Origin of the sequence: Nonomuraea sp. NPDC050394 (assembly GCF_044459065.1) — a bacterium.
Classification (GTDB): domain Bacteria; phylum Actinomycetota; class Actinomycetes; order Streptosporangiales; family Streptosporangiaceae; genus Nonomuraea.
The window spans coordinates 167,835-188,756 of record NZ_JBITIO010000018.1; the positions used below are offsets into that span (position 1 = coordinate 167,835).

Below are 20,922 nucleotides of genomic sequence, written 5' to 3' on the forward strand. Positions count from 1 at the left end.
CCCGGCCCGGGGGTTCGGCCGGCCGGGCCCGCGCGTTCAGAGGGAGACGACCGTGCCGGTCAGACGGGCGCGTTCGGCGGCGAAGACGACGCGGTGGCTGCCGACGCTGGTCTCGATGTCGGAGAGGATGAGCTCGGGGCGGCCCTGGTGGAGGGCGTCGACGAAGGACCTGGTGAGGTTCTCGTCGCCGCCCGCGTGGCCCTCGGCGGCGCTGGAGCCGTCAAGGGAGGTGTCGATCGTGGTCGTCCGTTCGGATTTGAAGTCATAAATATGGATAAAACGGCCGTCGCCGGTGAGTTGGCCGGCCGTGCCGAAGACCTTGGTGTGCCGGTTCTCCAAGGGCGTGAACGCCGTCATCGTGAAGGAGACGGTGGCCCCGCCCTCGATCTCCAGGTTGACCACCTGGTGGTCGGCCACGTCGTTGTCGCAGGCGTAGACGCAGCGGCCGTACGGGCCGGTGCGCAGCGCCTCGGTGACGGCCTCCTCGGTGAGTACCCCGGCGGTCATCACCCGGGTGAAGTACCGCTTGGTGCCACCCTTGCGCAGCCCGTCGCGGTAGAGCGCGGTCGCGGAGTAGGCGCAGGTGTCCCGGAGCGGGCAGTCGAGGCAGCGATCGGCCGCCTCGGCGGGCCGGCTCGCCGGGCGGAAGTGGAACAGCCCTCCGAAGGAGGAGACGCGCGACACCGGCTTGCCCACGAGGTAGGCGAGCCAGTCGATGTCGTGGCAGGACTTGGCCAGCAGCGCGAAGGTCGCCTCGTCGGAGCGCCGCCAGTTGCCGCGTACGAAGGAGTGGGCGAAGTGGTAGGCGCCGATCGGCTCCAGGTGCTCGATGCTGACGATCTCCCCGATCTCCGGCAGCAGTTCCTTCACCTGGCGGGTGTAGGGCGTGTAGCGCATCACGTGGCAGACCGTGACGCTCGCGCCGGTGCGCGCGGCGGCCTCACCGATGGCCACCGACTCCGCCTCCGTGGGCGCGATCGGCTTCTCCAGCAGGATGTCGTAGCCCTGCTCGGCGAAGGCCGTGGTGGGCTCCAGGTGATCCGCGTCCAGCGTGGCGACGATCACCGCGTCGGCGATCCGGCCACGCCGGGCCATCTCCCGCCAGTCGTCGAAGAGGTTCTCGCGGGGCAGGCCGTGCCGTAGGGCGAAGCGCTCCCGCAGGTGTGCGCGGGGCTCGGCGACCGCCACGATCTCGACCCGGTCGGGCCACTGCGCGGCGAGCTCGGCGTAGGCGGCGCCACGGGCGCCGGCGCCGACGACGGCGAGGGTGAGCGGCCGGTTCAACGGCACGCCGAGGTGCCCACGCAGGTTCGCGTGGGTCGAGATCGCGGTGGTCATCCCTTGACGGCTCCTCCGGTGAGGCCTTTGACGAAGTGCTTTTGCAGCGTGAGGTAGAAGAGGAGGATCGGCAGTGTCGCCATGAACATCAGGCCGAACATCCCGCCGAAGTCTCGTTGGAACTGCCCGAGAGAGCGGTATACGCCGACGGTGACGGTGGTGCCGCCCTGCGGGCCCAGGATGATCAGCGGGTTCAGGAAGTCGTTCCAGATCCAGACGCCCAGGAAGATCAGCACGCTGGCGGTCGCCGGGCGCAGCAGCGGGAAGACGACCCGCCAGAAGGTGCCGAACCGGCCTGAGCCGTCGATCGCCGCCGCCTCCTCCAGCTCGATCGGGATCGACCGGATGAAGCCGGAGAAGACGAAGACGCCGAAGGGCACGTAGTAGCCGACGTTGAACAGCACCATCCCGCTGATCGTGCCCATCAGCCCGGTCACTCCCAGCACCTGGGTGACCGGTACCAGGATGACCTGCGGCGGGATCATCAGCCCGGCCAGCAGCACCAGCAAAGCGATGCGGCCGAAGCGGCTCCGGGTGCGGGCGACGTAGTGGCCGAGCATGGCCGAGACGACCGTCAGTACGACGATCGACATCAGCGTGATCGTGACGCTGTTGATCAGCCCGTTCCAGAACAGCCGGTCGGGGCGGGTGAGCGCCTGCGTGAGGTTGTCCGGCGTAGGCGGGATGGGCAGACCCGCCGGGTTGGCGGTGATCTCCGGCCCGTGCTTGAAGACGTTGGTGACCACCAGATAGAGCGGCAGGAAGAAGGCACTGGTGATGGCGATCGCGAAGAGCTTGCGCGTCACAGATCCACCTCCCTGCGCTTGAGGAAGCGCAACACCAGCGACGAGACCACGGCGACGATGACGAGCATGACGATCGCCAGCGCCGACGACAGTCCGGTGCGGTTCTCGTTGAAGCCGATCTGGATGACGTTGAAGGCCAGCGTGGACGTGGTGCCCAGGCCGGGGCCGCCGGCGGTGAGCACCTGCACGTGGTCGTAGGCCTTGAAACCGGTGATCAGCAGCATGACGGTGTTGAGCGTCAGCGCCGGGGCCAGCATCGGCCAGGTGACCTTCCGGAAGCGCAACCACGGGCCCGCCCCGTCGATCTGCGCCGCCTCCAGCAGCGACTCCGGCACGCTCTGCAGCCCGGCCAGGTAGACCACCGAGCAGAAGCCGAGCATCTGCCAGGAGATCACGAACCCGATCGAGTACAGCGCCAGGTCCGGGTCGGACAGCCAGCCGATCCGGGCGCCGAGCAGCCGGTTGATCAGCCCTTCGTCCTGCAGCATGGCCATCCACACCACGCTGACCACGACCGAGCTGAGCACGACCGGGACGAAGAACACACTGCGCAGCGCGTTGTAGAGCCAGCCCTCGCGGTCCAGCAGGACAGCCACCGCCACCCCGCCCACGTTGGGCAGGATGACGATGATCAGCGTCAGGATCGTGGTGACCTGAAGCGACTGCAGGAATCCGCTGTCACTCAGCAGGGTCAGGTAGTTGCCGGCCCCGACGAACGACGAGTCGGTGTGGAACAGGTCGGCGTTGGTCATGCTGTAGCCGAAGCTCAGCATGATCGGCGCCAACACGAAGCAGGCGTAGACCACCAGCCCGGGAGCGGCGAAGACGAGCGGGTAACTCAGTCCTGCCCGCTTGCGGACGCGGCCCCGCGCCTTCCTGGCGAGAAACATCTACTGACCGCCGGCCTTGACCCACTCCTCGTCGAGGAGCTTGGCGGCCTGCGCGCCGTTGGTCTTACCCGCGATGATCTCCTGCGCGATGGCGAAGACCTTGTCGCCGACACCGGGCAGGAGGGCGTCGTCACCGGTCTCGACGGTGAAGGCGTTGACCACCTTGCCCGACTTGAACACCTCCAGCGTGGCGTTGTAGACCGGGCCCATCGCCGGCGGCCGGTAGCCCTTGATCGCGATGATGGCGGCGTCGGTCTTGACCAGCACGTCGTTGTTGGCGGCGTTCTGGTTGAACTGCAGCGCGAAGGTCCTGGCCGCATCGAGGTTCTTGGACTTGGAGTTCACGATCGGGCCGCCACCGGTGTAGGAGGGCACGACGACCTCGCCGCCGTCGGTCGGCCAGGCGAAGACACCCACCTCGAACGGCGGCTTGCCGGCGTCGGCGGAGGCGGCGAACCACGAGCCCATCGGGTACATCGCCCCCTTGCCGTCGAGGAAGGCCTTCTCCGTCGACGGGTAGTCACGCGAGAGGCCGGCCTTGTCGATGTAGCCCTTCGCCACCAGGTCGGCCATCTTCTGGGTGGCCTTGACGAAGGCCGGGTCGCCGAACGTGACCTCGCCCGCGCGCCGTTTGACCAGGAAGTCGGGCTGCCGGCTGTAGACGTCGGAGCCGACCAGCGCGATCCACATGTAGCCGGCCGCGAACGCGTCCTTGCCGCCGCCGCCGACCACGAACGGGTTGATGCCCTTGCCCTTCAGCTTGGCGCTGACGTCGAGCAGTTCGGCGTATGTCCTGGGCGGTGCGGTGATCCCGGCGTCGGCGAACAGCTTCTTGTTGTAGTAGACCAGCGGCGTCGGCTGGGAGTTGTACGGCAGCTGGTAGATCTTGCCGCCCAGCGGGTTGGACCGCGGGTAGTCGTAGGCCGTCAGCTCCTCGGGCGTCCAGGCGTAGAGGTTGCCGCTCTCGGCGAAGCCGGCGGGTGCGATGGCCTGCATGACGTCCGGCAACTGGCCCGAGGCCAGCAACTGCTTGGCGTAGGCATTCCGCTCACCGGCGCTCGGCGCGACGATCTTCTTCACCACGATGTCCGGGTGCTTGTCGGTGACGCGCTTGATGGCCTCGTCCCAGTACTGCGGGGTGAGGTTGGGCGTCTCGAAGACCAGGAAGGAGATCTCCTTCTTCCCGGCAGCCGCCGGCTCCGTGGCGCCGCCGGTGCTGTTGCCGCCACCCGCGGGCGCGCAGGCGGCCAGCGCGCTGACGGCCAGCGCGCCGAGGCAGAGTGCCTTCTTCATGGGGGTGCTCCTGCAGAGTTATTAAACCGTAGGTTGTTTAATAATTAGCCACTGGTTTAGCATTGCGTCCACTCGTTGGCAAGGGGGAGGCTCATGGTCGAGTTGTCGGGTGGTGACCCGGCACTGCTGCGCCGCCTCAACGTGGTCTCGGTGCTGCGGGCGCTACACGGCGCCGGCGAGCTCACGCTCACCGAGCTGGTGCGGGCCAGCCGGCTCTCCAGGCCGACCGTCGAGGAGATCGTCTCCGACCTCGGGCAACAGGGCCTGGCCGAGGAGGTCCGCTCCGATCCCGGCACGCCCCGCTCCGTCGGCCGTCCGGCCAAGCGCTACCGCTTCCGCACGGAGGCCGGATACCTGGCCGGAGTCGACATCGGCCCGCACAAGGTGCTCTGCCTCGTCACCGACCTGCGCGGCGACATCGTCGGCAACGCCAGGGCGGAGGTCGATCCCGCGATGAGCGCGGCCGACCGGCTGGCCGCCACGCGTGAGGTCATAGAGCGGGCCACCCGCGGCCACAACCTGCGCGCGCTCGGCGTCGGCACGACCGGCGTGATCTCCGAGGGCAAGGTGGTGATCAGCGACCGGCTCCCCGACTGGCAGGGCCTCGATCTCGCCGGCGAACTGGGCGCGGGCCGGCCGTACCCCGTGCTCGTCGGCAACGACACCAAGCTGGCCACCCTCGCCGAGCATTGGCGCGGCGCGGCGCGGTCGGCCGGCGAGGTGATCTATTTGCTGGTGGGCCGCAGCATCTCCGTCGGGCTCATCCTCGGCGGCAAGCTCCACCTCGGTCACCACGGCAGCGCGGGCGAGATCGGCGTGCTGCGCGCGGTCGGCTGGTACGGCGCGCTCGACCGGGTCCGCTCCTACGGCCCGGAACGCCTGTTCGCCGCCGTCCGGCACGGCGACCCCGAGGCCGAGGCGATCGTGGCGGGTTTCGTGGCCGACCTCGCCACCGGTGTCGCCGCCACCGTGCTCACCGTCGACCCCCAGCTCGTGGTCATCGGCGGCGGCCTCTCCCAGGCGGGCGACCTGCTCGCCGCCCCGCTGCGAGCAGAGCTGGCCCGGCTGTGCCTGTTCCCGGTGCAGGTGGAGACCTCGATCCTGGGCGCGGAATCGGTCGCTCTGGGTGCGGTACGGCTGGCGCTGGACCAGGTGGAATCCGAGCTGTTCAGCGTCACCGAGGGCTAATCGTTCTTTCCTGGTGGAGCCGCAGACGACCGGCCGGCGTGGGGCGTGGAGCCGCACGTGACCGGCGGGCGTGGGGCGTGGGGCCGCAGGTGACCGGCGGGCGTGGGGTGCTCGCCCTCGAAGTCTCGCCGAGCTCACGAGGCGGGGCAGGCGGCCGGGTCCCCGCCGCCTCGGCTCACCGCGTGGTGAGGGCCTGGTCGAGAGCGCCGAGGAACCAGGTCCGATCCTGGCCGACGCCGGTCGAGGACAGGAGCCGAAACGGCCGCGCCGGGGAACTAACCGCGCCCGGTGTCGAAGGCCGCGGTGAAGGCCCGGTCTCCCAGCGCCGAGCGCAGGGTGGCGGTGATGCGGTCGACGTCGCCTCGTTCGGCCGGAGGGAGGGGCGCGCCCACCGACGTGCGGAGCGCGGCCGCCGTCCCCAGCAGGACGGCGGCTTGTTCATGCCGTCCTCCGAGAGCGTGGGCGCCGGCCAGTCCCTCCAGCGCGAGCGCGATCGACCGGGGATCGCCGGTGGCCCGCGCGGAGGTCTCCCCTTCGAGGTGCAGGGCGAGTGCGGCCTCGGCGTCGCCGCGCAGTTCCGCTACGAACCCGAGCTCGGCGAGGATCAGCGCGATGCCCGGCTCGCCCTCCCGGCTGCGGTTCCATTCGAGCCAGCGGCGCAGGTGCCGTTCGGCGTCGTCGAGCCGGCCCTGCCGCCGTGCGATGAGGGCCAGGCCCGTCTCGGCGAACTGCTCCTCGTGGGTGCTGGAATGCTCGGCCGCGATCCTGCGCGCTCGTTCGTGCAGGTCGTTGGCCTCGTCGAGATCTCCGGTCAGCAGTGCGAGGCGGCCCAGGGTCGCCAGCTGGAAGGAGACCTCCGGCCAGAGCCCGAGCTCTTCGGCGATGCGCAGCCCGCTCCTGCGCAGCCGCGCGGACCGCGTGTAGTCGCCGGCGACCTCGGCCAGATCGCCCAGCACGGCGGCGCCGCGCAGTTGCCCCCAGCGATCCCCGGCCTCCTCGAACAGCGCGAGACTCCGCGTCCCGGCCCGCTGGGCGGCGGGGATGTCGCCGCGGAGTAGCGCGTGCGAGGCCAGCGTGACCAGTGCCGCCGCCATGCCCCAGCGGTCGCCCTCCGCGCGGGACTCCGCCAGCGCCTCGCGCAGCCGTTCCCCCAGAGATTCCTGATCTCCGTGGCCGAACTGCGCGAACGCCAGGAACCACTTCGCCCGCTGAGCCCGCACTCCGTTGGCGTCGAGCCGTTCGAGCACCTTGCGGCCGCGTTCGCCGGGGTCGCCGTCGTCGCCGAGCAGCATCCCGATGCCGGTCCGCCAGGCCGCCGCCTCGATCGCGACCGGATCGTCGCGATCGTGGGAGACCATGAGGGCCGGTGAACGCCGCACCTCGCCGAGGCGCCCACGCAGAAACCAGTACCAGGCGAGGGCGTTCACCAGGCGCAGGCCGTCCCTTGAACCGCCCGCGTGCTGCAGTGCGGCCCGCAGGTTGCCCGACTCGGCGTCCAGCTTCCTCAGCCAGGCCCGCTGGTCGTGGCCTCGGAGGTCGGCGCGTTCCGCGAAGCCGAGGTAGTAGGCCAGGTGGCGGTCCCGCATCCGGTCCAGTTCGCCGATGCGGCCCATCTGCTCGACGCAGTAGGCGGCGACCGACTCCAGCAGGCGGTAGCGCCCGTTCCGGTGCACGACGAGCGAACGGTCCACCAGCCGTCCCAGCAGATCCAGGACGTCGGCGGAGTCCACGCCCGCACCGGCGCACAACACCTCGGCCGCGTGAAGCGTGCAGCCGTCGGTGTGCGCCGCCAACCGGCGCAACACCACCCGTTCGGACGCGGCCAGCGGCTCCCAGCTCCACTCGATCATCGCCAGGAGCGTCCGCTGCCGCGCGGGGGCGTCCCGCCTGCCGGAGGACAGCAGGCGGAACCGGTCGTCCAGGCGCTCGGCGAGTTCGGCCACGTCCATCGACCGGACCCGGGTGGCGGCCAGTTCGAGCGCGAGCGGGATTCCGTCCAGCCGGCGGCAGATCGACTCCACCGACGCCCGGTTCTCCCCGGACAACACGAACTCCGGTTCGGCCGCCGCCGCACGCTCGGCGAACAGCCGTACCGCGGCGTCGCCGTCGAGGGGCGGAACGCTCCACAGCAGCTCACCGGCGGTCGCGAGCCGTTCCTGACTGGTCGCGAGCACGTGCAGGTCCAGTGCCGCCCGCAACAAGGTCGCGGCCACGTCGGCGGCGGCCTCCACGACGTGTTCGCAGTTGTCCAGCACGAGCAGCAGCCGCCTGCCGCGCAGCGCGGCCCCCAGCCGGCCGAGGCCGGACTCGGGTCCGGCGGAGCCTTGCCGTACGCCGACGGCCGTCGCCACCGCGTCGGCGAGGTCCTCGCGCCCGCACCCCGGCGGCAGGCCGGCCAGCTCGACCAGCCACACGCCGCCGGGGAAACGCGCGGCGCGCGACCCGGCCGCCTCGATCGCCAGCCGGGTCTTGCCCACCCCGCCCGGTCCGGTGAGCGTCACCATCCGCCCGGTGCTCAGCAGGCCGCCGAGCTGCGTGACCGCGTCCTGCCTGCCGATCAGCCCGGTGAGCGTGGCCGGGAGGTTGCCCCGTGCCGCGGGCTCGGTCCGCGTCGTACGCAAGGCGGGGTCCTGCCGGAGGACGGCCGTGTGCACGGCTTGGAGTCCGGGGCCCGGGTCGACGCCCAGTTCGTCGCGGAGCCGCCCGCGCACGTCCTCGTAGCTCTCCAGGGCTTCGCTCTGCCGGCCCGAGCCGTACAGGGCGCGGATGTGGGCGGCGCGGAGCCGTTCCCGCAGCGGGTGGGCCGCGACCAGGCCGGCCAGTTCGCCCGCCGCCCATTCGTGCTCACCCAGCGAAAGCCGTACCTCGGCCAGATCCTCGAAAGCGGCCAGCCGCAGCTCATCCAAGCGCCGGATCTCCGGAAGCGCGAACCGCTCATCCTCGAAACCGGCGAACGCCGGCCCCCGCCAGAGCCCGAGCGCGTCGTCCAGTTCGCGTGCCCGCTCCTCGGCGTCCGTCAGCCCGCGCGAGCGGGTCACCCGCGCCTGGAACCGGTCCGCGTCCACCTCTCCGGCCTGGACCCGCAGCAGATATCCGGAGGGGCCGAACGTGACGGAATCCGCGCCTCCCAGCGCGCGCCGCAGCCGCGACACCTTCATCTGCAGCGCCCCGGCCGGATTGGCCGGGAGCCGCTCGCCCCACAGGTCGTCGATGAGCCGGTCGGCGGGCACCGGACGGCCGCGATGGACGAGAAGATCCGCCAGGAGCGCGCGGACCTTCGCCTCGGGGACCTGGACGAGCCGCTCGTCCTTCGTCCGCACCGTGAGCGGACCAAGCACCCCGAAACGCATAGCCGCAGCTTAACCGGCCGACAGCACACCGACAGCCGACCGACGGCGCCCCCGGGCACCGTGGAGCCACCGAACGACGAAAGGAAACGACATGACCGCGCACAAGACCCCTGTCACCGTTGTCGGCCTCGGCCCGATGGGGCACGCCCTCGCGGCCGCCTTCGTGAACGCCGGCCACCCCACCACGGTCTGGAACCGCACAGCGGCCAAGGCCGACGGGCTCCTCGCGCAGGGGGCCGTCCTGGCCGCGTCCGCCGCCGAGGCGGCCGCCGCCAGCCCGCTGGTGATCGTCTGCGTGCTCGACTACGACGCCTCCGACGCGATCCTCCTGCCGATCGCCGGCACGCTGAAGGGCCGCACACTGGTCAACCTCACGGCCGACACGCCCGCCCGCTCCCGCACCGCCGCCGCCTGGGCCGCGGAGCACGGCATCGACTACGTCGACGGAGCGATCATGTCGCCCACCTTCACCATCGGCACGCCCTCGGCCGTTCTGCTCTACAGCGGCTCCGAGGAGACCTACCTGGCGCACGCCGAGACCCTGGCCGCGCTCGGCGGCTCGCACACCCACCTCGGCACCGACCCCGGCCGCGCCGCGGGCTTCGACCTGGCCCTGCTCAACATCTTCTGGACCTCGATGTCGGGTCTCGCACACGCCTTCGCCATGGCCGAGGCCGAGGGCATCGACGCGGCGGACTTCGCGCCGTTCGCCCAGGGCATCATCGGCCTCCTGCCCGAATCCGTCACCGAGATGGCCGGCCTGCTCGCCCGCCGCGAGTTCCCCGCCGAGATCTCCAGCATCGCCTCGAACGTGACCACGATGGACCACATCATCCACGCCGCCGAGAGCCGCGGCATGGACCCCGGGCCGCTCGGGGCCGTCCGTCCCGTCGCCCAGGGCGTCATCGACGCGGGCCACGGCGCCTGCCACATCGCCCGCCTCACCCTCCACTACCTGAACACCCGCCCCTGACGGCACCCGCGCGACCGAGCTTGGAGCCCTGTCTTTCATGAACGCCACCGACACCCGCCCCCGCGCCGGACTGAAGGAGTGGGTCGGGCTGGCCATCCTGGCCCTGCCCACTCTCCTGCTCTCCCTCGACATCACCGTGTTGCACCTGGCCGTGCCGGAACTCACCGCCGGCCTGCGCCCCAGCAGCACCCAGACGCTGTGGATCATCGACATCTACGGCTTCATGATCGCCGGATTCCTGGTGACGATGGGCACGCTGGGCGACCGGATCGGCCGCCGCCGGCTGCTGCTGATCGGCGCCGCCGCGTTCGGCGCCGCCTCGGTGGTCGCCGCCTACGCCGCCTCCCGGAAACCCTGATCGCCGCCAGGACGCTGCTGGGGATCGCGGGGGCGACGCTGATGCCCTCCACGCTGTCGCTCATCAGCAACATGTTCCGGGACGCCCGCCAGCGCGGGCTGGCCATCGGAATCTGGGCGACGATGTTCTCCGCGGGCATCGCCATCGGCCCCGTCGCCGGCGGCGTGCTCCTGGAGCACTTCTGGTGGGGGTCGGTGTTCCTGCTGGGCGTGCCGGTCATGGCCCTGCTGCTGGCGGCCGGGCCGTTCCTGCTTCCGGAGTTTCGCGACACCAAGGCCGGGCGCCCGGACCTCGCCAGCGTGGCACTGTCGCTGGCCACCATGCTTCCGGTCACCTACGGCATCAAGGAACTGCCCAAGCACGGCCTGGGGCCGGTGCCGCTGCTCTCGCTCGCCGTGGGGATCGCCGCCGGGATTCTGTTCGTACGGCGGCAGCGCCGCCTGGCCCACCCGCTGCTGGACATGAGCCTGTTCGGCAACCGGGCCTTCTCGGGAGCGCTGGTGAGCCTGCTGGTCAGCACCGGAATGGTCGGCGGCATCTACCTGTTCGTCACCCAGTACCTCCAGCTGGTTCAAGGCCTGTCGCCCTTGCTGGCAGGACTGTGGCTGCTCCCCGCCGCCGCCGCGCTCGTCATCTCGTCCATGGCCGCCCCGATCATCGCCCGCCGCGTCCGGCCCGCCACCGTCATCGGCGCCGCGCTCGCGGTATCCGCTCTCGGTTTCGCACTGCTGACCCAGGTGAACGCCGAGGTGGGACTGCCACTGCTGGTCGCCGGGTTCGTCCTGGTGTACGTCGGCACCGGCCCGACCACCGCCCTCGGCACCGACCTGGTCGTGGGCTCCGCGCCGCCGGAGAAGGCCGGGGCCGCCTCGGCGCTCGGCGAGACCAGCACCGAACTGGGCGTCGCCCTCGGAGTCGCGATCCTCGGGAGCCTCGGCACCTCCGCCTACCGCGCCCAGATCCCCGGCCACGCGCCCGGCGCCGTCCGCGACACCCTCGCCGGAGCGGTCGCGGCGGGCGCCGACGACCGGCTGCTGCTCACCGCGCGAGAGGCGTTCACCGGCGGCCTCAACCTCGCCGCCACCGCCGCTGCCGTCCTCACCGCGGCGGTCGCCCTGTTCGCCGTGCTCGCCCTGCGCCGGGCGGGCGTTCGATGAAGGCCGCGAACATCCCGGGCACGCCGGCCTGGGCGAAGTCGTTCACCTCGACCGCGCCGTCCTCCAGGATCGTGCATCCGAGCACATCCTTGATGTAACGGCTGCTACATTCACGTTTGTGACAACTGCCGGACCTCAGCTGCGCTGGCTCGTGCTCGTGGTCAAAGTGCCCGCTCAGCCGTCCAAACACCGCGTCGCGATCTGGCGCGAGCTGCGTAAAATCGGTGCGCTCTCGCTCAGCCAGGGACTGTGGGCCGTGCCCGACGTTCCGGCTTTCACCGAAGGAATCGGCCGGGTCCTGGAGCTGACAGAACGGGCCGAGGGCGAGGCCATCAGCCTGCGGGCCGACGGCCGCGGCCCCGCCGACGCGGCCCGGCTGCGCGCGCTGTTCACCCAGGCCCGGTCCGAGGACTGGGCCGAGTTCCTGGCCGACTGCGCCAAGTTCGAGGCCGAGATCGCCAAGGAGATCCGGATCGGCAAGTTCACCCTGGCCGAACTCGAAGAGGAAGAGCAGAGCCTGGAACGGCTGCGGCGCTGGCACCGGGACCTGACGGCTCGCGACGTATTCGGCACACCGGAAGCGGCCCAGGCGGGGGAGCGACTCAAGGTCTGCGCCGCCGCGTGCGAGGACTACGCCGAGCGGGTCTTCGCCGCCCTGCACGACGGCCGCGGCCAGGGCGCCTGATGAACGCTCTCGCCCCCAGGAGGGCCATGTGGCCGCTGTACGCGGCCGGGTTCACCACCGCCTTCGGCGCGCATGGCGTCGCGGCCAGCCTCGGCGGCGCCTCCGAGGACGCCGTCACCTCCCTGCTCGTGCTGGGCGGCCTGCTCGCGCTGTACGACGGAGCCGAGGTCGTGCTCAAACCGGTCTTCGGCACGCTCGCCGACCGCGTCGGCGCCAAGCCCGTCCTGCTCGGCGGCCTGATCGCCTTCGCCGCCGCGTCCGGGCTGTACGTGCTCGCCGACAGTCCCGGCTGGCTGTGGGCGGCCCGCCTGGGCCAGGGCGCCGCCGCCTCGGCGTTCTCCCCGTCGGCCTCCGCCCTGGTGGCCCGGCTCAACCCGGCCGCCAAGCACGGGCGCGCGTTCGGTAGCTACGGCTTCTACAAGTCCATCGGCTACACCCTCGGCCCGCTCCTGGGCGGGGTGCTGGTGTGGGCGGGCGGGCTGCGGCTGTTGTTCGCGGCGATGGCGGTGTGCGCCGCCGTGGTCGCCATCTGGGCGGCGCTGGCCGTACCCGCGGTGCCGCCACTGCCCAAGGCGCGGCAGACCGTCGCCGACCTGGTTCGCCGCCTGACCGACCGCGCCTTCCTCGCCCCGACGGCCGCGCTGGCCGGCGCCACCGCCGCCCTGTCGGTCGGCGTGGGGTTCCTGCCCGTCTCCGGCGCCGCGGTGGGGCTGGGCCCGGTGGCCACGGGCGCCGCCGTCTCCGTACTGGCCGCGACCGCCGCGCTCGTGCAGCCCTGGGCCGGACGCGCCCTGGACGCCGGGCGCCTGACCACCCGTACCGGGCTCGGGGCGGGACTCCTGCTCGCGGCACTGGGCCTGCTGGCCGCGATGGTCCCCGGCCTCGTCGGGGTTCTGGCGGCCGCCGCGCTCATCGGCTGCGGCACCGGGCTGATCACCCCGCTCGGCTTCGCCGCCCTCGCCGCGAGCACCCCGCCCGAGCGGCTCGGCCAGACCATGGGCGCGGCCGAGCTCGGCCGCGAACTCGGCGATGCCGCCGGGCCCCTGCTCGTCGCCTCCGTCGCGGTTGTCGCCGGGCTGTCGTACGGCTACGCCGTCCTGGCCCTCGTGCTCGCCCTCATCCCGCTCCTGGTGATCAGAGCGGTCGGCAGAGCCTCTGAATACAGCGGTGACTGAATCAACTCTTGGATTGATTCAGTCACCGCTGTATTGTCGAGCGTGTGGAAACGACCAACCCCCGGGCCCTCGCCGTAGCCGTGAACGTCGAAGCGCTGGCCCGCGTGGGCACCGCGCTGGCCGACGAGAACCGGCGGCGCCTGCTCCTGGAGCTCCTGCAGGCACCGGCGTTCCCCGCCGACCTGGCCGACAAGCTCGCCATGACCCGCGGCAACGTCTCCAACCACCTCGCCTGCCTGCGCGGCTGCGGGCTGGTCCGCACGACGGCGGTGGGCCGCCGGGTGCGCTACGAGCTCGCCGACCCCAAGCTGGCCCACGCCCTGGCCGAGCTGGCCTCCCTCGTCCTGCTGGTCGATCAGGGCGCCGCCGCCCCCGAGGGCGAGCACTGCGAGCCCGGCGACTACGAGGAGCCCCATGTCTGACGCGTGCTGCACCCCCGGCGCGCCCGCCGTGGCCCCCGAGGCCGAGCAGGCTCCTCCCGCCGCGATCTGGCAGGTGCGCGAGCTCCAGATGGCCGCCGCCTCGGGGGTGCTGCTGCTGGCCTCGCTGTTCGTCGCCACCACGGCGCTGCAGTGGGCGGCCCTGCTGACCGGCGCGGCCACCTTCGTCCCCGCGACCCTGCGCGCCCTGATCAAGGGCCGCCTCGGCGTCGGCCTGCTGATGACCGTCGCCGCCACCGGCGCCGTTCTTCTGGGCGAGTACGGCGAAGCCGCCACGCTCGCCTTCCTGTTCGCCGTCGCCGAAGGGCTGGAGGGCTACGCCGTCGCCAGGACCCGGCACGGCCTGCGCGCCCTGCTCGACCTGGTGCCGCCCACCGCCCGCGTGCTGCGTGGCGGGGCCGAGGCCGACGTCGCCCCGGCCGAGCTGCGCGTGGGAGACGTGCTGGTGGTACGGCCCGGCGAGAAGCTGGCCACCGACGGCGTCGTCACCTCCGGCCGCAGCGCGCTCGACACCTCCGTGGTCACCGGCGAGTCGGTGCCCACCGAGGTAGGCCCCGGCGCCGAGGTGTTCGCCGGAACGGTCAACGGCGCCGGAGCCCTGGAGATCACCGTCACCGCCACGGCTGCCGGCAACTCACTGGCCCGCCTGGTCCACATCGTCCACGAAGCCCAGGAGCGCAAGGGCGCCAGCCAGCGCCTGGCCGAACGTTTCGCCCGCCCCCTGGTGCCCGGTGTCCTCGTCCTGGCCGCGCTGATCGCCGCCGCGGGCAGCCTGCTCGGCGACCCCGACGTCTGGATCGAACGCGCCCTGGTCGTGCTCGTGGCCGCCGCGCCGTGCGCGTTCGCGCTGTCGGTCCCGGTCGCCGTCGTCGCCGCCATCGGCGCCGCCTCCAAGGCGGGCGTCCTGATCAAGGGCGGGGCCGCCGTCGAAGCGCTGGGCAAGGTCAAGATCGTCGCACTGGACAAGACCGGCACCCTGACCCGCAACCAGCCCACGGTGATCGACGTCGTCGCCGCGCCCGGCGCCGACCGCGAGCAGGTCCTGGCCGTCGCCGCCGCTCTGGAGGCGCGCAGCGAGCACCCGCTGGCCGCCGCCATCCTGGCCGCCCGGCCCGGCCCCGAGGCGGCCGATGGAGTCGAGGCGGTGCCGGGCAACGGCCTGCTGGGCAGCGTCGGCGGTCACCCCGCCCGCCTGGGCAGGCCCGGCTATCTCGACCCCGGCCCGCTCGCCGCCGACGTGGCCCGGCTTCAGGACGCGGGCGCCACCGTGGTCCTGGTCGAACACGACGAGGTCCTGCTCGGCGCGGTAGCCGTACGAGACGAGCTCCGCCCGGAGGCGGCCGAGGCCGTCGCCATGCTGCGGCGGCAGGGCATCGAGGTCGTCATGCTCACCGGCGACAACGCCCGCACCGCCGCCGCCATCGCCGCCCAGGCGGGCCTCACCGACGTACGCGCCGAACTCCTCCCGGCCGACAAGGCCCGCATCGTCACCGAGCTCAAGGCCCGCGGCCCCGTCGCCATGGTCGGCGACGGCATCAACGACGCCCCCGCCCTGGCCACCGCCGACGCCGGGATCGCCATGGGCGTCATGGGCAGCGACGTGGCCATCGAGGCCGCCGACGTCGCGCTCATGGGCGAGGACCTGCGGCGTCTGCCCGATGCCATCGCCCACACCCGCGCGGCCCGTGGCATCTTCACCCAGAACCTGCTCATGTCCGGCGGCATCCTGGTCGCGCTGGTGCCGCTGGCCGCCACCGGCGTCCTCGGCCTGGCCACCGTCGTGGCCGCCCACGAGCTGGCCGAGGTCCTGGTCATCGGCAACGGCATCCGCGCCGGACGCCGTACCCGCCTGCCCCGGCATCCCGCACGGCGCGCCGCCGACCACACCCGGCCCAACCCGGCCCCGCAAGCGGCCGGTGCTCCGGCAAGCGGCAGGACGCTCCTGCCCATCGCGGCCACCACAACCGGTGCCGCGCAGATCGCCGGCACCTCGAACGACGGGGTGCGCTGACGGTCTTCACCAGATGCCGCGGGGAACGCTTCGGCGGGCACGACCAGCTCCCGGCCGGCCGTGACCCTTCACCGCTGATCGGACCGGCGGCTACGGGGGAGATCACTCAGCCTCAGTCAACGGGGGCATCAAGCCAGGAGCCGTTGATCATGAGAGTACGGCCGCCGAACTCCGCCAGCGAATTCCATGCGAGTACCCGCTTGGGGACGAGGCGGATGTACAGGAACATGTCCGGGGTTTTGCGCGGGTCCGACGATACCCGCGCGTACGCCTCGGCCGAGGCGACGTCGATGGTGGGTACGTCGAGCAGGATCGAGCAGGCATCGATCAGCACGACGTCGGCGGTGTCCCCGATCGCCAACCGCGCCGTCGGTCGTGTCCGCAGGTTGGCGACCGTGCGACTGCGGCGGAAGGTCGCGGTGGTCAGGGCCGAGCCGTTCCAGACGTAGGCGACGGGGATCAGGTGCGCCCCGTGGCCATCGCTCCCGGTGGCCAGCCACATGTGGAATCCGCCGCTCAGACGGTCAAGGGTGTCGGCTCGCCGCTGCGGGAGGTCACGTGCTTGCGGCGGGTCTGCTGAGGACATGGCTGCCCCTTCATGAAGGCTCACATCCAGAAGACGAACGGGCGAGGGGCATATTGGACGATGCTCATGAAAACGTGCCAGGCGGTGCTCACCAGGCGACCGGGAGTTCGTGGACGCCGTAGACGACGGCGTCCGTCTTGAAGCGCCGCTCTTCGGCCGGTACGGCGAGCCGCAGGGGAGGCCGGGCAGTTCGCAGATCACCAGGGAAGGCATCGGCAGGGACAGTGCCCGCACCAGGTCGACCGGCACGCCGAGCCGTATGGCCGGCTTCAGCGAGCACCTGGTGCGCATGACCAAGGTGGGTAGGCGCCGGTGGCCACGACAACAACACCGGAGCCGCCCCGGAACCGATCACCGGACGGATCCGAGGCCGGCGGAGGTCTTGACCGTCTTCATGGTGAACTGCGAGTTCGTCCGGGCGACACCCGCCAGGTTGGTGATCTTGTCCATGTACAACCGCTCGTATGCGTCAAGGTCGGCGGTGGCGATCCAGATCAGGTAGTCAGGCTGGCCGAACATGCGACGGCACTCCACGACCTCGTCGATCCGGGCGATCCCGGCCTCGAACGCCTCGATCGTCGCGCGGTCCTGCAGCGCCATCTCCACCTGCAGCAGCACCTGGAAGCCGCGGCCGATCGCGGCCGGGGCGACCGCGGCGTGGTAGCCCATGATGACGCCGCTGTTCTCGAGGTTGCGGACCCGGCGCAGGCACGGCGAGGGGGACAGGCCCACGAGATCGGCCAGCTCCGTGTTGGCGAGCCGGCCGTCCTTCATCAGGTGCGCAAGAATTGCTCTATCCACTCGATCCATGGCATGTGATGCTAACCCGCGCCCAGAACAGAGCAATGTTTGGCACCGGATGCCAGCCCGATTTGGCTACTTTGTCCACGTAGGTGCCCACCACGCACGCTCGTGAGATCAGAAGGATGCCCTGTGCCCATGACACAGACACCACTGCTGACCCTGGACGAAGAGGATCGCAAGCTGGCCGGCCGGCTCCTGGCCGCGTTCCTCGACGACTACGAACGCTCCCTCCCGGACCTGCCGCGCATCGTCCCGGACATCGACCGGAACGTCCTCACCGCCCTGCTCCAGGAACCGTTCCCGGACAAGGGGATCGGCGTCGAGCGGCTCTTCGGGGACATCAGCGACAAGATCCTGCCGAACTCCACGGCCGTGGCGCACCCCCGGTTCCTCGCGTACGTCCAGGGGCCGCCGAACGGAATCGCCCCCTACGCCGAGGCGATCGCGGCCGCCCTCAACCAGAACTGCAACTTCTGGCAGCTCTCCCCGGCGGCGAGTGTCGTCGAACGGTCGGTGGTCAGGTGGCTCGCCGGCCTGTTCGGCTACGACGACACGGCCGGCGGAATCCTCACCAGCGGTGGTTCCATCGCAACCCTCAATGCCCTGACCACCGCCCTCAACGACCGGCGTCCCGGCTTCCGCCGGAGCGGTCTGCAGGACGCGCGATCAGCGCTCGTCGTCTACACCTCAGAAGAGGCCCACCGGTGCGTGGAGAAGGCCGCGGTGATCCTCGGACTCGGCCTGGACAACGTTCGCCGGATTCCGGCCGACGGCGACTACCGGATGCGGGTCGACGCGCTGGGAGAGACCATCCGGGCCGACCGCGCCGCCGGTCTGGAACCCTTCTGCGTGGTGGCCACCGCCGGTACCGTCACCAGCGGATCCATCGATCCCCTCGACGCGATCGCCGACGTGTGCCGCGACGAGCGCCTGTGGTTCCACATCGACGGCGCGTACGGCGCGTTGTTCGTCCTGAGCGACCGTAAGCGTGCCGAGTTCACGGCCTGCGCCCGCGCGGACTCCATCGCGCTCGACCCGCACAAGCTGCTCTTCGCGCCGCTGGAAGCCGGTTGCCTGATCGTCCGCGATCGCGAGAAGCTACGCGCGACCTATGCCTTCGCCTCCTCGTACCTGACCGTCAACGACGACCCCCTCATGCCCGACTACATGAACTACGGGCCGCAACTGTCGCGTGGCTTCAAGGCGCTCAAGGTCTGGAGCGCGCTGCGGACCTTCGGAGTCGAAGCGTTCCGGAACGCGATCGACCACACCCTCACCCTCGCCCAGTACCTGGCCGAACGCATCCAAGCCGAACCGAACCTGCGGCTCATGGCACCGGTACCGCTCACCGCCGTCTGCTTCCAGATCAAGAACGCCACCGACGCCGACCACACCGCGATCCTGACCACCCTTGCCAACGAGGGAACCGCACTGCTCGGCCCGGCCTCACTCGGCGGACGAACCGGCATACGCGCCTGCGTCACCAACTACCGCACCACACACGCGGACATCGACCTCATAGTCAATCGTCTCCGCTGACCAGCGGGGAGATCGTGCCGCAGGTCGCGGGGCTGGGGCCAGGCCGGGGCGGGCAGACCGGCACCAGGAGCGCTCGCCATCATCTCCGGGCGACGGCATGTTGCGGCACCTGACCCAGCCTCGGCCGGCCGTGGCGCTGGAGGCGAACGAGCCGCTGAGCGAGCGTGAGCTGGAGGTGGTGCGCCTGGTGGCCGGAGGCTGCGCCAACCAGGAGGTGGCCGCGGAGCTGTTCGTATCGTTGCCGACCGTCAAGACTCACGTGGCCAGCATCTTCGCCGAACTCGGTGCCAGGAATCGGGTGGGAGTCGCCGCGTGGGCGTGGGAATCAGGTGTGATGGGCTGATCAACGGACGGAACGCTGGACTGGCCTAAAGTACGGGTGCGCACCGCCGTACCCGACTTGTGACCGATACCCCGCACCGGGGTCCCATCCGCAGGATGAGGCCCATGTCCAATGAAGATCACGTTCCGGGACCGGACGCCGGCGCCCCCGGCGTACCCCTGCTCCCTCATCCGGGCGGCGGAGAGGCGGGCCCCGGACGGCCGCGCATATCCGCGCTCGACGTCCTGCGCGGGTTCGCGCTCTGTGAGATCCTGCTCGCCAACATCCAGCTCATGGCCACCGGCGGCTCAGCCGTCTTGGCGCAGCCGATGGGGGAGTGGGACCCCTGGCTCGGGCTGCCGATCTTCTCGCTGCTGTTCGGCATCGGGTTCGCGCTGCTGCTGGACTCCGCCGCGAGCCGCGCCGCCCGACCACCCCTGGTCATGCTGCGCAGGCTGGGGGCGCTGCTCGCGATCGGCCTCGCGCACATGCTGCTGTGGCCCGGCGAAATCCTGACCGACTACGCCGTCGTCGGCATCCTGGTGCTGGTGCCCTCGATCTGGCTGCCGCGCTGGGCCGTCGCGGGCCTGTCCGCCGCGCTCATCCCGGCGGCACTGATCTTCGGCGGCGGCGGACCCCTGCTGATCGCGGGACTGTTCCTGCTGGGCTCGGCGCTGGTCCGCTACCGCGTGATCGATCAGATCGGGCGGTCGGTCCGAGGGCCGCTCCTGCTGGGCCTGGTCTTCGCCGCGGGGCTGGCCGCCGCCCTGTGGGCCCAGGCCGGCCTGCGTGCCGCGGGGGTCGCGGCGTACCTGCCCGCCACGTCCAGCCTCGCCGATCTGCTGCTCGTCGGCGTGTACGTGTGCGGTCTGCTGGTCCTGTTCGCGACGCCCCTGCGACCGGTGTTGCGGTACGTCTTCGAGCCCCTGGGCCGGATGGCACTGACCAACTACCTGAGCGCCACACTCCTGGTACTGGCGGCCGGCCATCTCCTCGGCCTGCCGATCGGCCAGTCCTTGACGGCGGCGTACTGGACCGCCGGCGCCATCCTGGCGGCCCAGTGGCTGCTGTCGACCCTCTGGCTGCGCCGCTACCGCCAGGGACCCGTCGAGTGGCTCTGGCGCTGGGCCACCTGGGCCCGCCGCCCCGCCCCCAACAGCTGATGGTGGTCCCGTGCGGATCGGGCAACCGGTACGAGGAGGCTTCATCCCCGTCTAACAGTTGCTCCACCCTCCGCCCCAGCTCGGATTGGTGTTGAGCATTCTGCCGCGTGCGCCCGGATTTCCGTTGTATAGCCGGAGGTAGTATTTGGAATAGAGCCCTGTCGTCGTCTTTTGAAACTGCTTACCCCATGGCACGGTTCCGCTGGCTACCGTATTTCCGTTTCCGGAATCGATGAGTTTCCAGCTCACCGAAGAGCCAATTCCGGTGACGTAGCAGTTGCGGACTTCTGTCCAGATCACGTTGTTGAACGCGGTGAGCTTTCCGGTGTCGCACCCTTGGGCCAGAGGTGCGATCGAGCAGGTCATGGTGTCCGCGTGTGCGGCCTGGATGGGGAGAGCCGCAAGCGCCGCCAATGTGGCCGCGGCCACGGCCGATGTGATCATGCCTTTCTTCATGGCGATCCTTCTCGTTGGATGGGGGATGCATGACATGGGCAACGGTAGCGGGCGTTGCTTTTGATTTGTTATCGGTCGCGAACGACGAGAAGCGTGTGCGTAGTGCCGGTCTTCACCGTGGGCATCATCGGCGAATTTAAGAAGTGGTGGGCCGGCTCGCTCACAGGGCTGACCGGGTTCCTCTTCGTCGTGGTGTGCTCTCCGCGCAAGTGGCCGGCCGACCTGGAACGGCAGCAGGAGGAGGTGCGGCGTGTTCCGGCCTGGGCCGCGTAGCCTTCCGCGACATGGCCGGCCAATCCGACACATGTGGATGAAACCAGCTCATTGAGCTTTGGCGGAAGCGGGCTTGAAGCCGGGCTTGCGTAGCCTTCGTGGCAAGAAGGGGAAG

General features: G+C 71.0%; 18 protein-coding genes and 1 pseudogene. 11 read left to right on the forward strand and 8 right to left on the reverse strand.

Annotated features, from left to right (window positions below; translation table 11 throughout):
• Positions 1-36 precede the first annotated feature (36 nt).
• Genes ACIBKY_RS46420 through ACIBKY_RS46435 form a run of 4 tightly spaced genes read right to left on the reverse strand, consistent with a single transcriptional unit; the run spans position 37 to position 4,327 of the window.
• Complete coding sequence (locus ACIBKY_RS46420) at positions 37-1,338, reverse strand: Gfo/Idh/MocA family protein (RefSeq protein ID WP_397107576.1); 1,302 nt, start codon at positions 1,336-1,338, stop codon at positions 37-39.
• On the reverse strand, positions 1,335-2,144 hold the full coding sequence (locus ACIBKY_RS46425) for a carbohydrate ABC transporter permease (RefSeq protein WP_397107578.1): 810 nt from the start codon (positions 2,142-2,144) through the stop codon (positions 1,335-1,337). Before ACIBKY_RS46425 ends, ACIBKY_RS46420 begins: the two co-directional genes overlap by 4 nt.
• The gene (locus ACIBKY_RS46430; protein WP_397107580.1) at positions 2,141-3,034 is read right to left on the reverse strand and encodes a carbohydrate ABC transporter permease; all 894 of its coding nucleotides are present in this window, start codon (positions 3,032-3,034) and stop codon (positions 2,141-2,143) included. The genes ACIBKY_RS46425 and ACIBKY_RS46430 overlap by 4 nt, the downstream gene beginning before the upstream one ends.
• Complete coding sequence (locus tag ACIBKY_RS46435; RefSeq protein WP_397107582.1) at positions 3,035-4,327, reverse strand: ABC transporter substrate-binding protein; 1,293 nt, start codon at positions 4,325-4,327, stop codon at positions 3,035-3,037.
• 93 nt (positions 4,328-4,420) lie between these two features.
• On the opposite strand from ACIBKY_RS46435, the gene ACIBKY_RS46440 reads away from it, so the two are divergent.
• Positions 4,421-5,515: an ROK family protein gene (locus tag ACIBKY_RS46440; protein WP_397107584.1), complete on the forward strand. Its 1,095-nt coding sequence runs from the start codon at positions 4,421-4,423 to the stop codon at positions 5,513-5,515.
• 275 nt (positions 5,516-5,790) lie between these two features.
• On the opposite strand, the gene ACIBKY_RS46445 is transcribed toward ACIBKY_RS46440, so the two are convergent.
• The gene (locus ACIBKY_RS46445) at positions 5,791-8,865 is read right to left on the reverse strand and encodes a BTAD domain-containing putative transcriptional regulator (RefSeq protein ID WP_397107586.1); all 3,075 of its coding nucleotides are present in this window, start codon (positions 8,863-8,865) and stop codon (positions 5,791-5,793) included.
• A gap of 91 nt (positions 8,866-8,956) precedes the next feature.
• On the opposite strand from ACIBKY_RS46445, the gene ACIBKY_RS46450 reads away from it, so the two are divergent.
• From ACIBKY_RS46450 to ACIBKY_RS46475, 6 genes and pseudogenes are all read left to right on the forward strand, one after another.
• Positions 8,957-9,838: an NAD(P)-dependent oxidoreductase gene (locus tag ACIBKY_RS46450; protein ID WP_397107588.1), complete on the forward strand. Its 882-nt coding sequence runs from the start codon at positions 8,957-8,959 to the stop codon at positions 9,836-9,838.
• Positions 9,839-9,875: 37 nt separating this feature from the next.
• Positions 9,876-11,353: pseudogene (locus ACIBKY_RS46455) on the forward strand (MFS transporter).
• Between the two features lie 118 nt (positions 11,354-11,471).
• Positions 11,472-12,038, forward strand: coding sequence for a Chromate resistance protein ChrB (locus tag ACIBKY_RS46460; RefSeq protein WP_397107590.1), 567 nt, complete (start codon positions 11,472-11,474; stop codon positions 12,036-12,038).
• A gap of 26 nt (positions 12,039-12,064) precedes the next feature.
• On the forward strand, positions 12,065-13,213 hold the full coding sequence (locus ACIBKY_RS46465) for an MFS transporter (protein ID WP_397107592.1): 1,149 nt from the start codon (positions 12,065-12,067) through the stop codon (positions 13,211-13,213).
• Between the two features lie 44 nt (positions 13,214-13,257).
• Positions 13,258-13,635: an ArsR/SmtB family transcription factor gene (locus ACIBKY_RS46470; RefSeq protein WP_397107594.1), complete on the forward strand. Its 378-nt coding sequence runs from the start codon at positions 13,258-13,260 to the stop codon at positions 13,633-13,635.
• Positions 13,628-15,664 (forward strand): heavy metal translocating P-type ATPase, encoded by a 2,037-nt coding sequence (locus ACIBKY_RS46475; protein ID WP_397107596.1) that lies wholly within the window; start codon positions 13,628-13,630, stop codon positions 15,662-15,664. The genes ACIBKY_RS46470 and ACIBKY_RS46475 overlap by 8 nt, the downstream gene beginning before the upstream one ends.
• A 112-nt stretch (positions 15,665-15,776) precedes the next feature.
• On the opposite strand, the gene ACIBKY_RS46480 is transcribed toward ACIBKY_RS46475, so the two are convergent.
• Together ACIBKY_RS46480 and ACIBKY_RS46485 are read right to left on the reverse strand one after the other, a co-directional pair.
• A complete protein-coding gene (locus tag ACIBKY_RS46480) occupies positions 15,777-16,250 on the reverse strand; it encodes a hypothetical protein (RefSeq protein ID WP_397107598.1) in 474 nt (157 codons plus the stop codon).
• A gap of 351 nt (positions 16,251-16,601) precedes the next feature.
• Positions 16,602-17,060 carry an Lrp/AsnC family transcriptional regulator gene (locus tag ACIBKY_RS46485; RefSeq protein WP_397107600.1) on the reverse strand — a complete coding sequence of 153 codons (459 nt, stop codon included), beginning with the start codon at positions 17,058-17,060 and terminating at the stop codon, positions 16,602-16,604.
• A 129-nt stretch (positions 17,061-17,189) separates the two neighbouring features.
• Here ACIBKY_RS46485 and ACIBKY_RS46490 point away from each other — a divergent pair, with 129 nt between their 5' ends.
• From ACIBKY_RS46490 to ACIBKY_RS46500, 3 genes are all read left to right on the forward strand, one after another.
• The gene (locus ACIBKY_RS46490; protein ID WP_397107602.1) at positions 17,190-18,593 is read left to right on the forward strand and encodes a pyridoxal phosphate-dependent decarboxylase family protein; all 1,404 of its coding nucleotides are present in this window, start codon (positions 17,190-17,192) and stop codon (positions 18,591-18,593) included.
• 97 nt (positions 18,594-18,690) lie between these two features.
• Positions 18,691-18,936 carry a response regulator transcription factor gene (locus ACIBKY_RS46495; protein WP_397107604.1) on the forward strand — a complete coding sequence of 82 codons (246 nt, stop codon included), beginning with the start codon at positions 18,691-18,693 and terminating at the stop codon, positions 18,934-18,936.
• Between the two features lie 104 nt (positions 18,937-19,040).
• The gene (locus ACIBKY_RS46500; protein WP_397107606.1) at positions 19,041-20,078 is read left to right on the forward strand and encodes a DUF418 domain-containing protein; all 1,038 of its coding nucleotides are present in this window, start codon (positions 19,041-19,043) and stop codon (positions 20,076-20,078) included.
• Between the two features lie 51 nt (positions 20,079-20,129).
• Here the strand turns inward: ACIBKY_RS46500 and ACIBKY_RS46505 are convergent, their stop codons facing one another.
• Complete coding sequence (locus ACIBKY_RS46505; protein ID WP_397107608.1) at positions 20,130-20,534, reverse strand: hypothetical protein; 405 nt, start codon at positions 20,532-20,534, stop codon at positions 20,130-20,132.
• A 102-nt stretch (positions 20,535-20,636) separates the two neighbouring features.
• Here ACIBKY_RS46505 and ACIBKY_RS46510 point away from each other — a divergent pair, with 102 nt between their 5' ends.
• Positions 20,637-20,807, forward strand: coding sequence for a hypothetical protein (locus ACIBKY_RS46510; RefSeq protein ID WP_397107610.1), 171 nt, complete (start codon positions 20,637-20,639; stop codon positions 20,805-20,807).
• Positions 20,808-20,922 lie beyond the last annotated feature (115 nt).

Excerpts from the sequence above, each read along its gene's own strand:
- ACIBKY_RS46420 (WP_397107576.1), bottom strand. The coding sequence starts at position 1,338 with ATGACCACCGCGATCTCGACCCACGCGAACCTGCGTGGGCACCTCGGC.
- ACIBKY_RS46430 (WP_397107580.1), bottom strand. The coding sequence starts at position 3,034 with ATGTTTCTCGCCAGGAAGGCGCGGGGCCGCGTCCGCAAGCGGGCAGGA.
- ACIBKY_RS46435 (WP_397107582.1), bottom strand. The coding sequence starts at position 4,327 with ATGAAGAAGGCACTCTGCCTCGGCGCGCTGGCCGTCAGCGCGCTGGCC.
- ACIBKY_RS46440 (WP_397107584.1), top strand. The coding sequence starts at position 4,421 with ATGGTCGAGTTGTCGGGTGGTGACCCGGCACTGCTGCGCCGCCTCAAC.
- ACIBKY_RS46445 (WP_397107586.1), bottom strand. The coding sequence starts at position 8,865 with ATGCGTTTCGGGGTGCTTGGTCCGCTCACGGTGCGGACGAAGGACGAG.
- ACIBKY_RS46450 (WP_397107588.1), top strand. The coding sequence starts at position 8,957 with ATGACCGCGCACAAGACCCCTGTCACCGTTGTCGGCCTCGGCCCGATG.
- ACIBKY_RS46465 (WP_397107592.1), top strand. The coding sequence starts at position 12,065 with ATGTGGCCGCTGTACGCGGCCGGGTTCACCACCGCCTTCGGCGCGCAT.
- ACIBKY_RS46475 (WP_397107596.1), top strand. The coding sequence starts at position 13,628 with ATGTCTGACGCGTGCTGCACCCCCGGCGCGCCCGCCGTGGCCCCCGAG.
- ACIBKY_RS46480 (WP_397107598.1), bottom strand. The coding sequence starts at position 16,250 with ATGTCCTCAGCAGACCCGCCGCAAGCACGTGACCTCCCGCAGCGGCGA.
- ACIBKY_RS46485 (WP_397107600.1), bottom strand. The coding sequence starts at position 17,060 with ATGGATCGAGTGGATAGAGCAATTCTTGCGCACCTGATGAAGGACGGC.
- ACIBKY_RS46490 (WP_397107602.1), top strand. The coding sequence starts at position 17,190 with ATGACACAGACACCACTGCTGACCCTGGACGAAGAGGATCGCAAGCTG.
- ACIBKY_RS46495 (WP_397107604.1), top strand. The coding sequence starts at position 18,691 with ATGTTGCGGCACCTGACCCAGCCTCGGCCGGCCGTGGCGCTGGAGGCG.
- ACIBKY_RS46500 (WP_397107606.1), top strand. The coding sequence starts at position 19,041 with ATGTCCAATGAAGATCACGTTCCGGGACCGGACGCCGGCGCCCCCGGC.
- ACIBKY_RS46505 (WP_397107608.1), bottom strand. The coding sequence starts at position 20,534 with ATGAAGAAAGGCATGATCACATCGGCCGTGGCCGCGGCCACATTGGCG.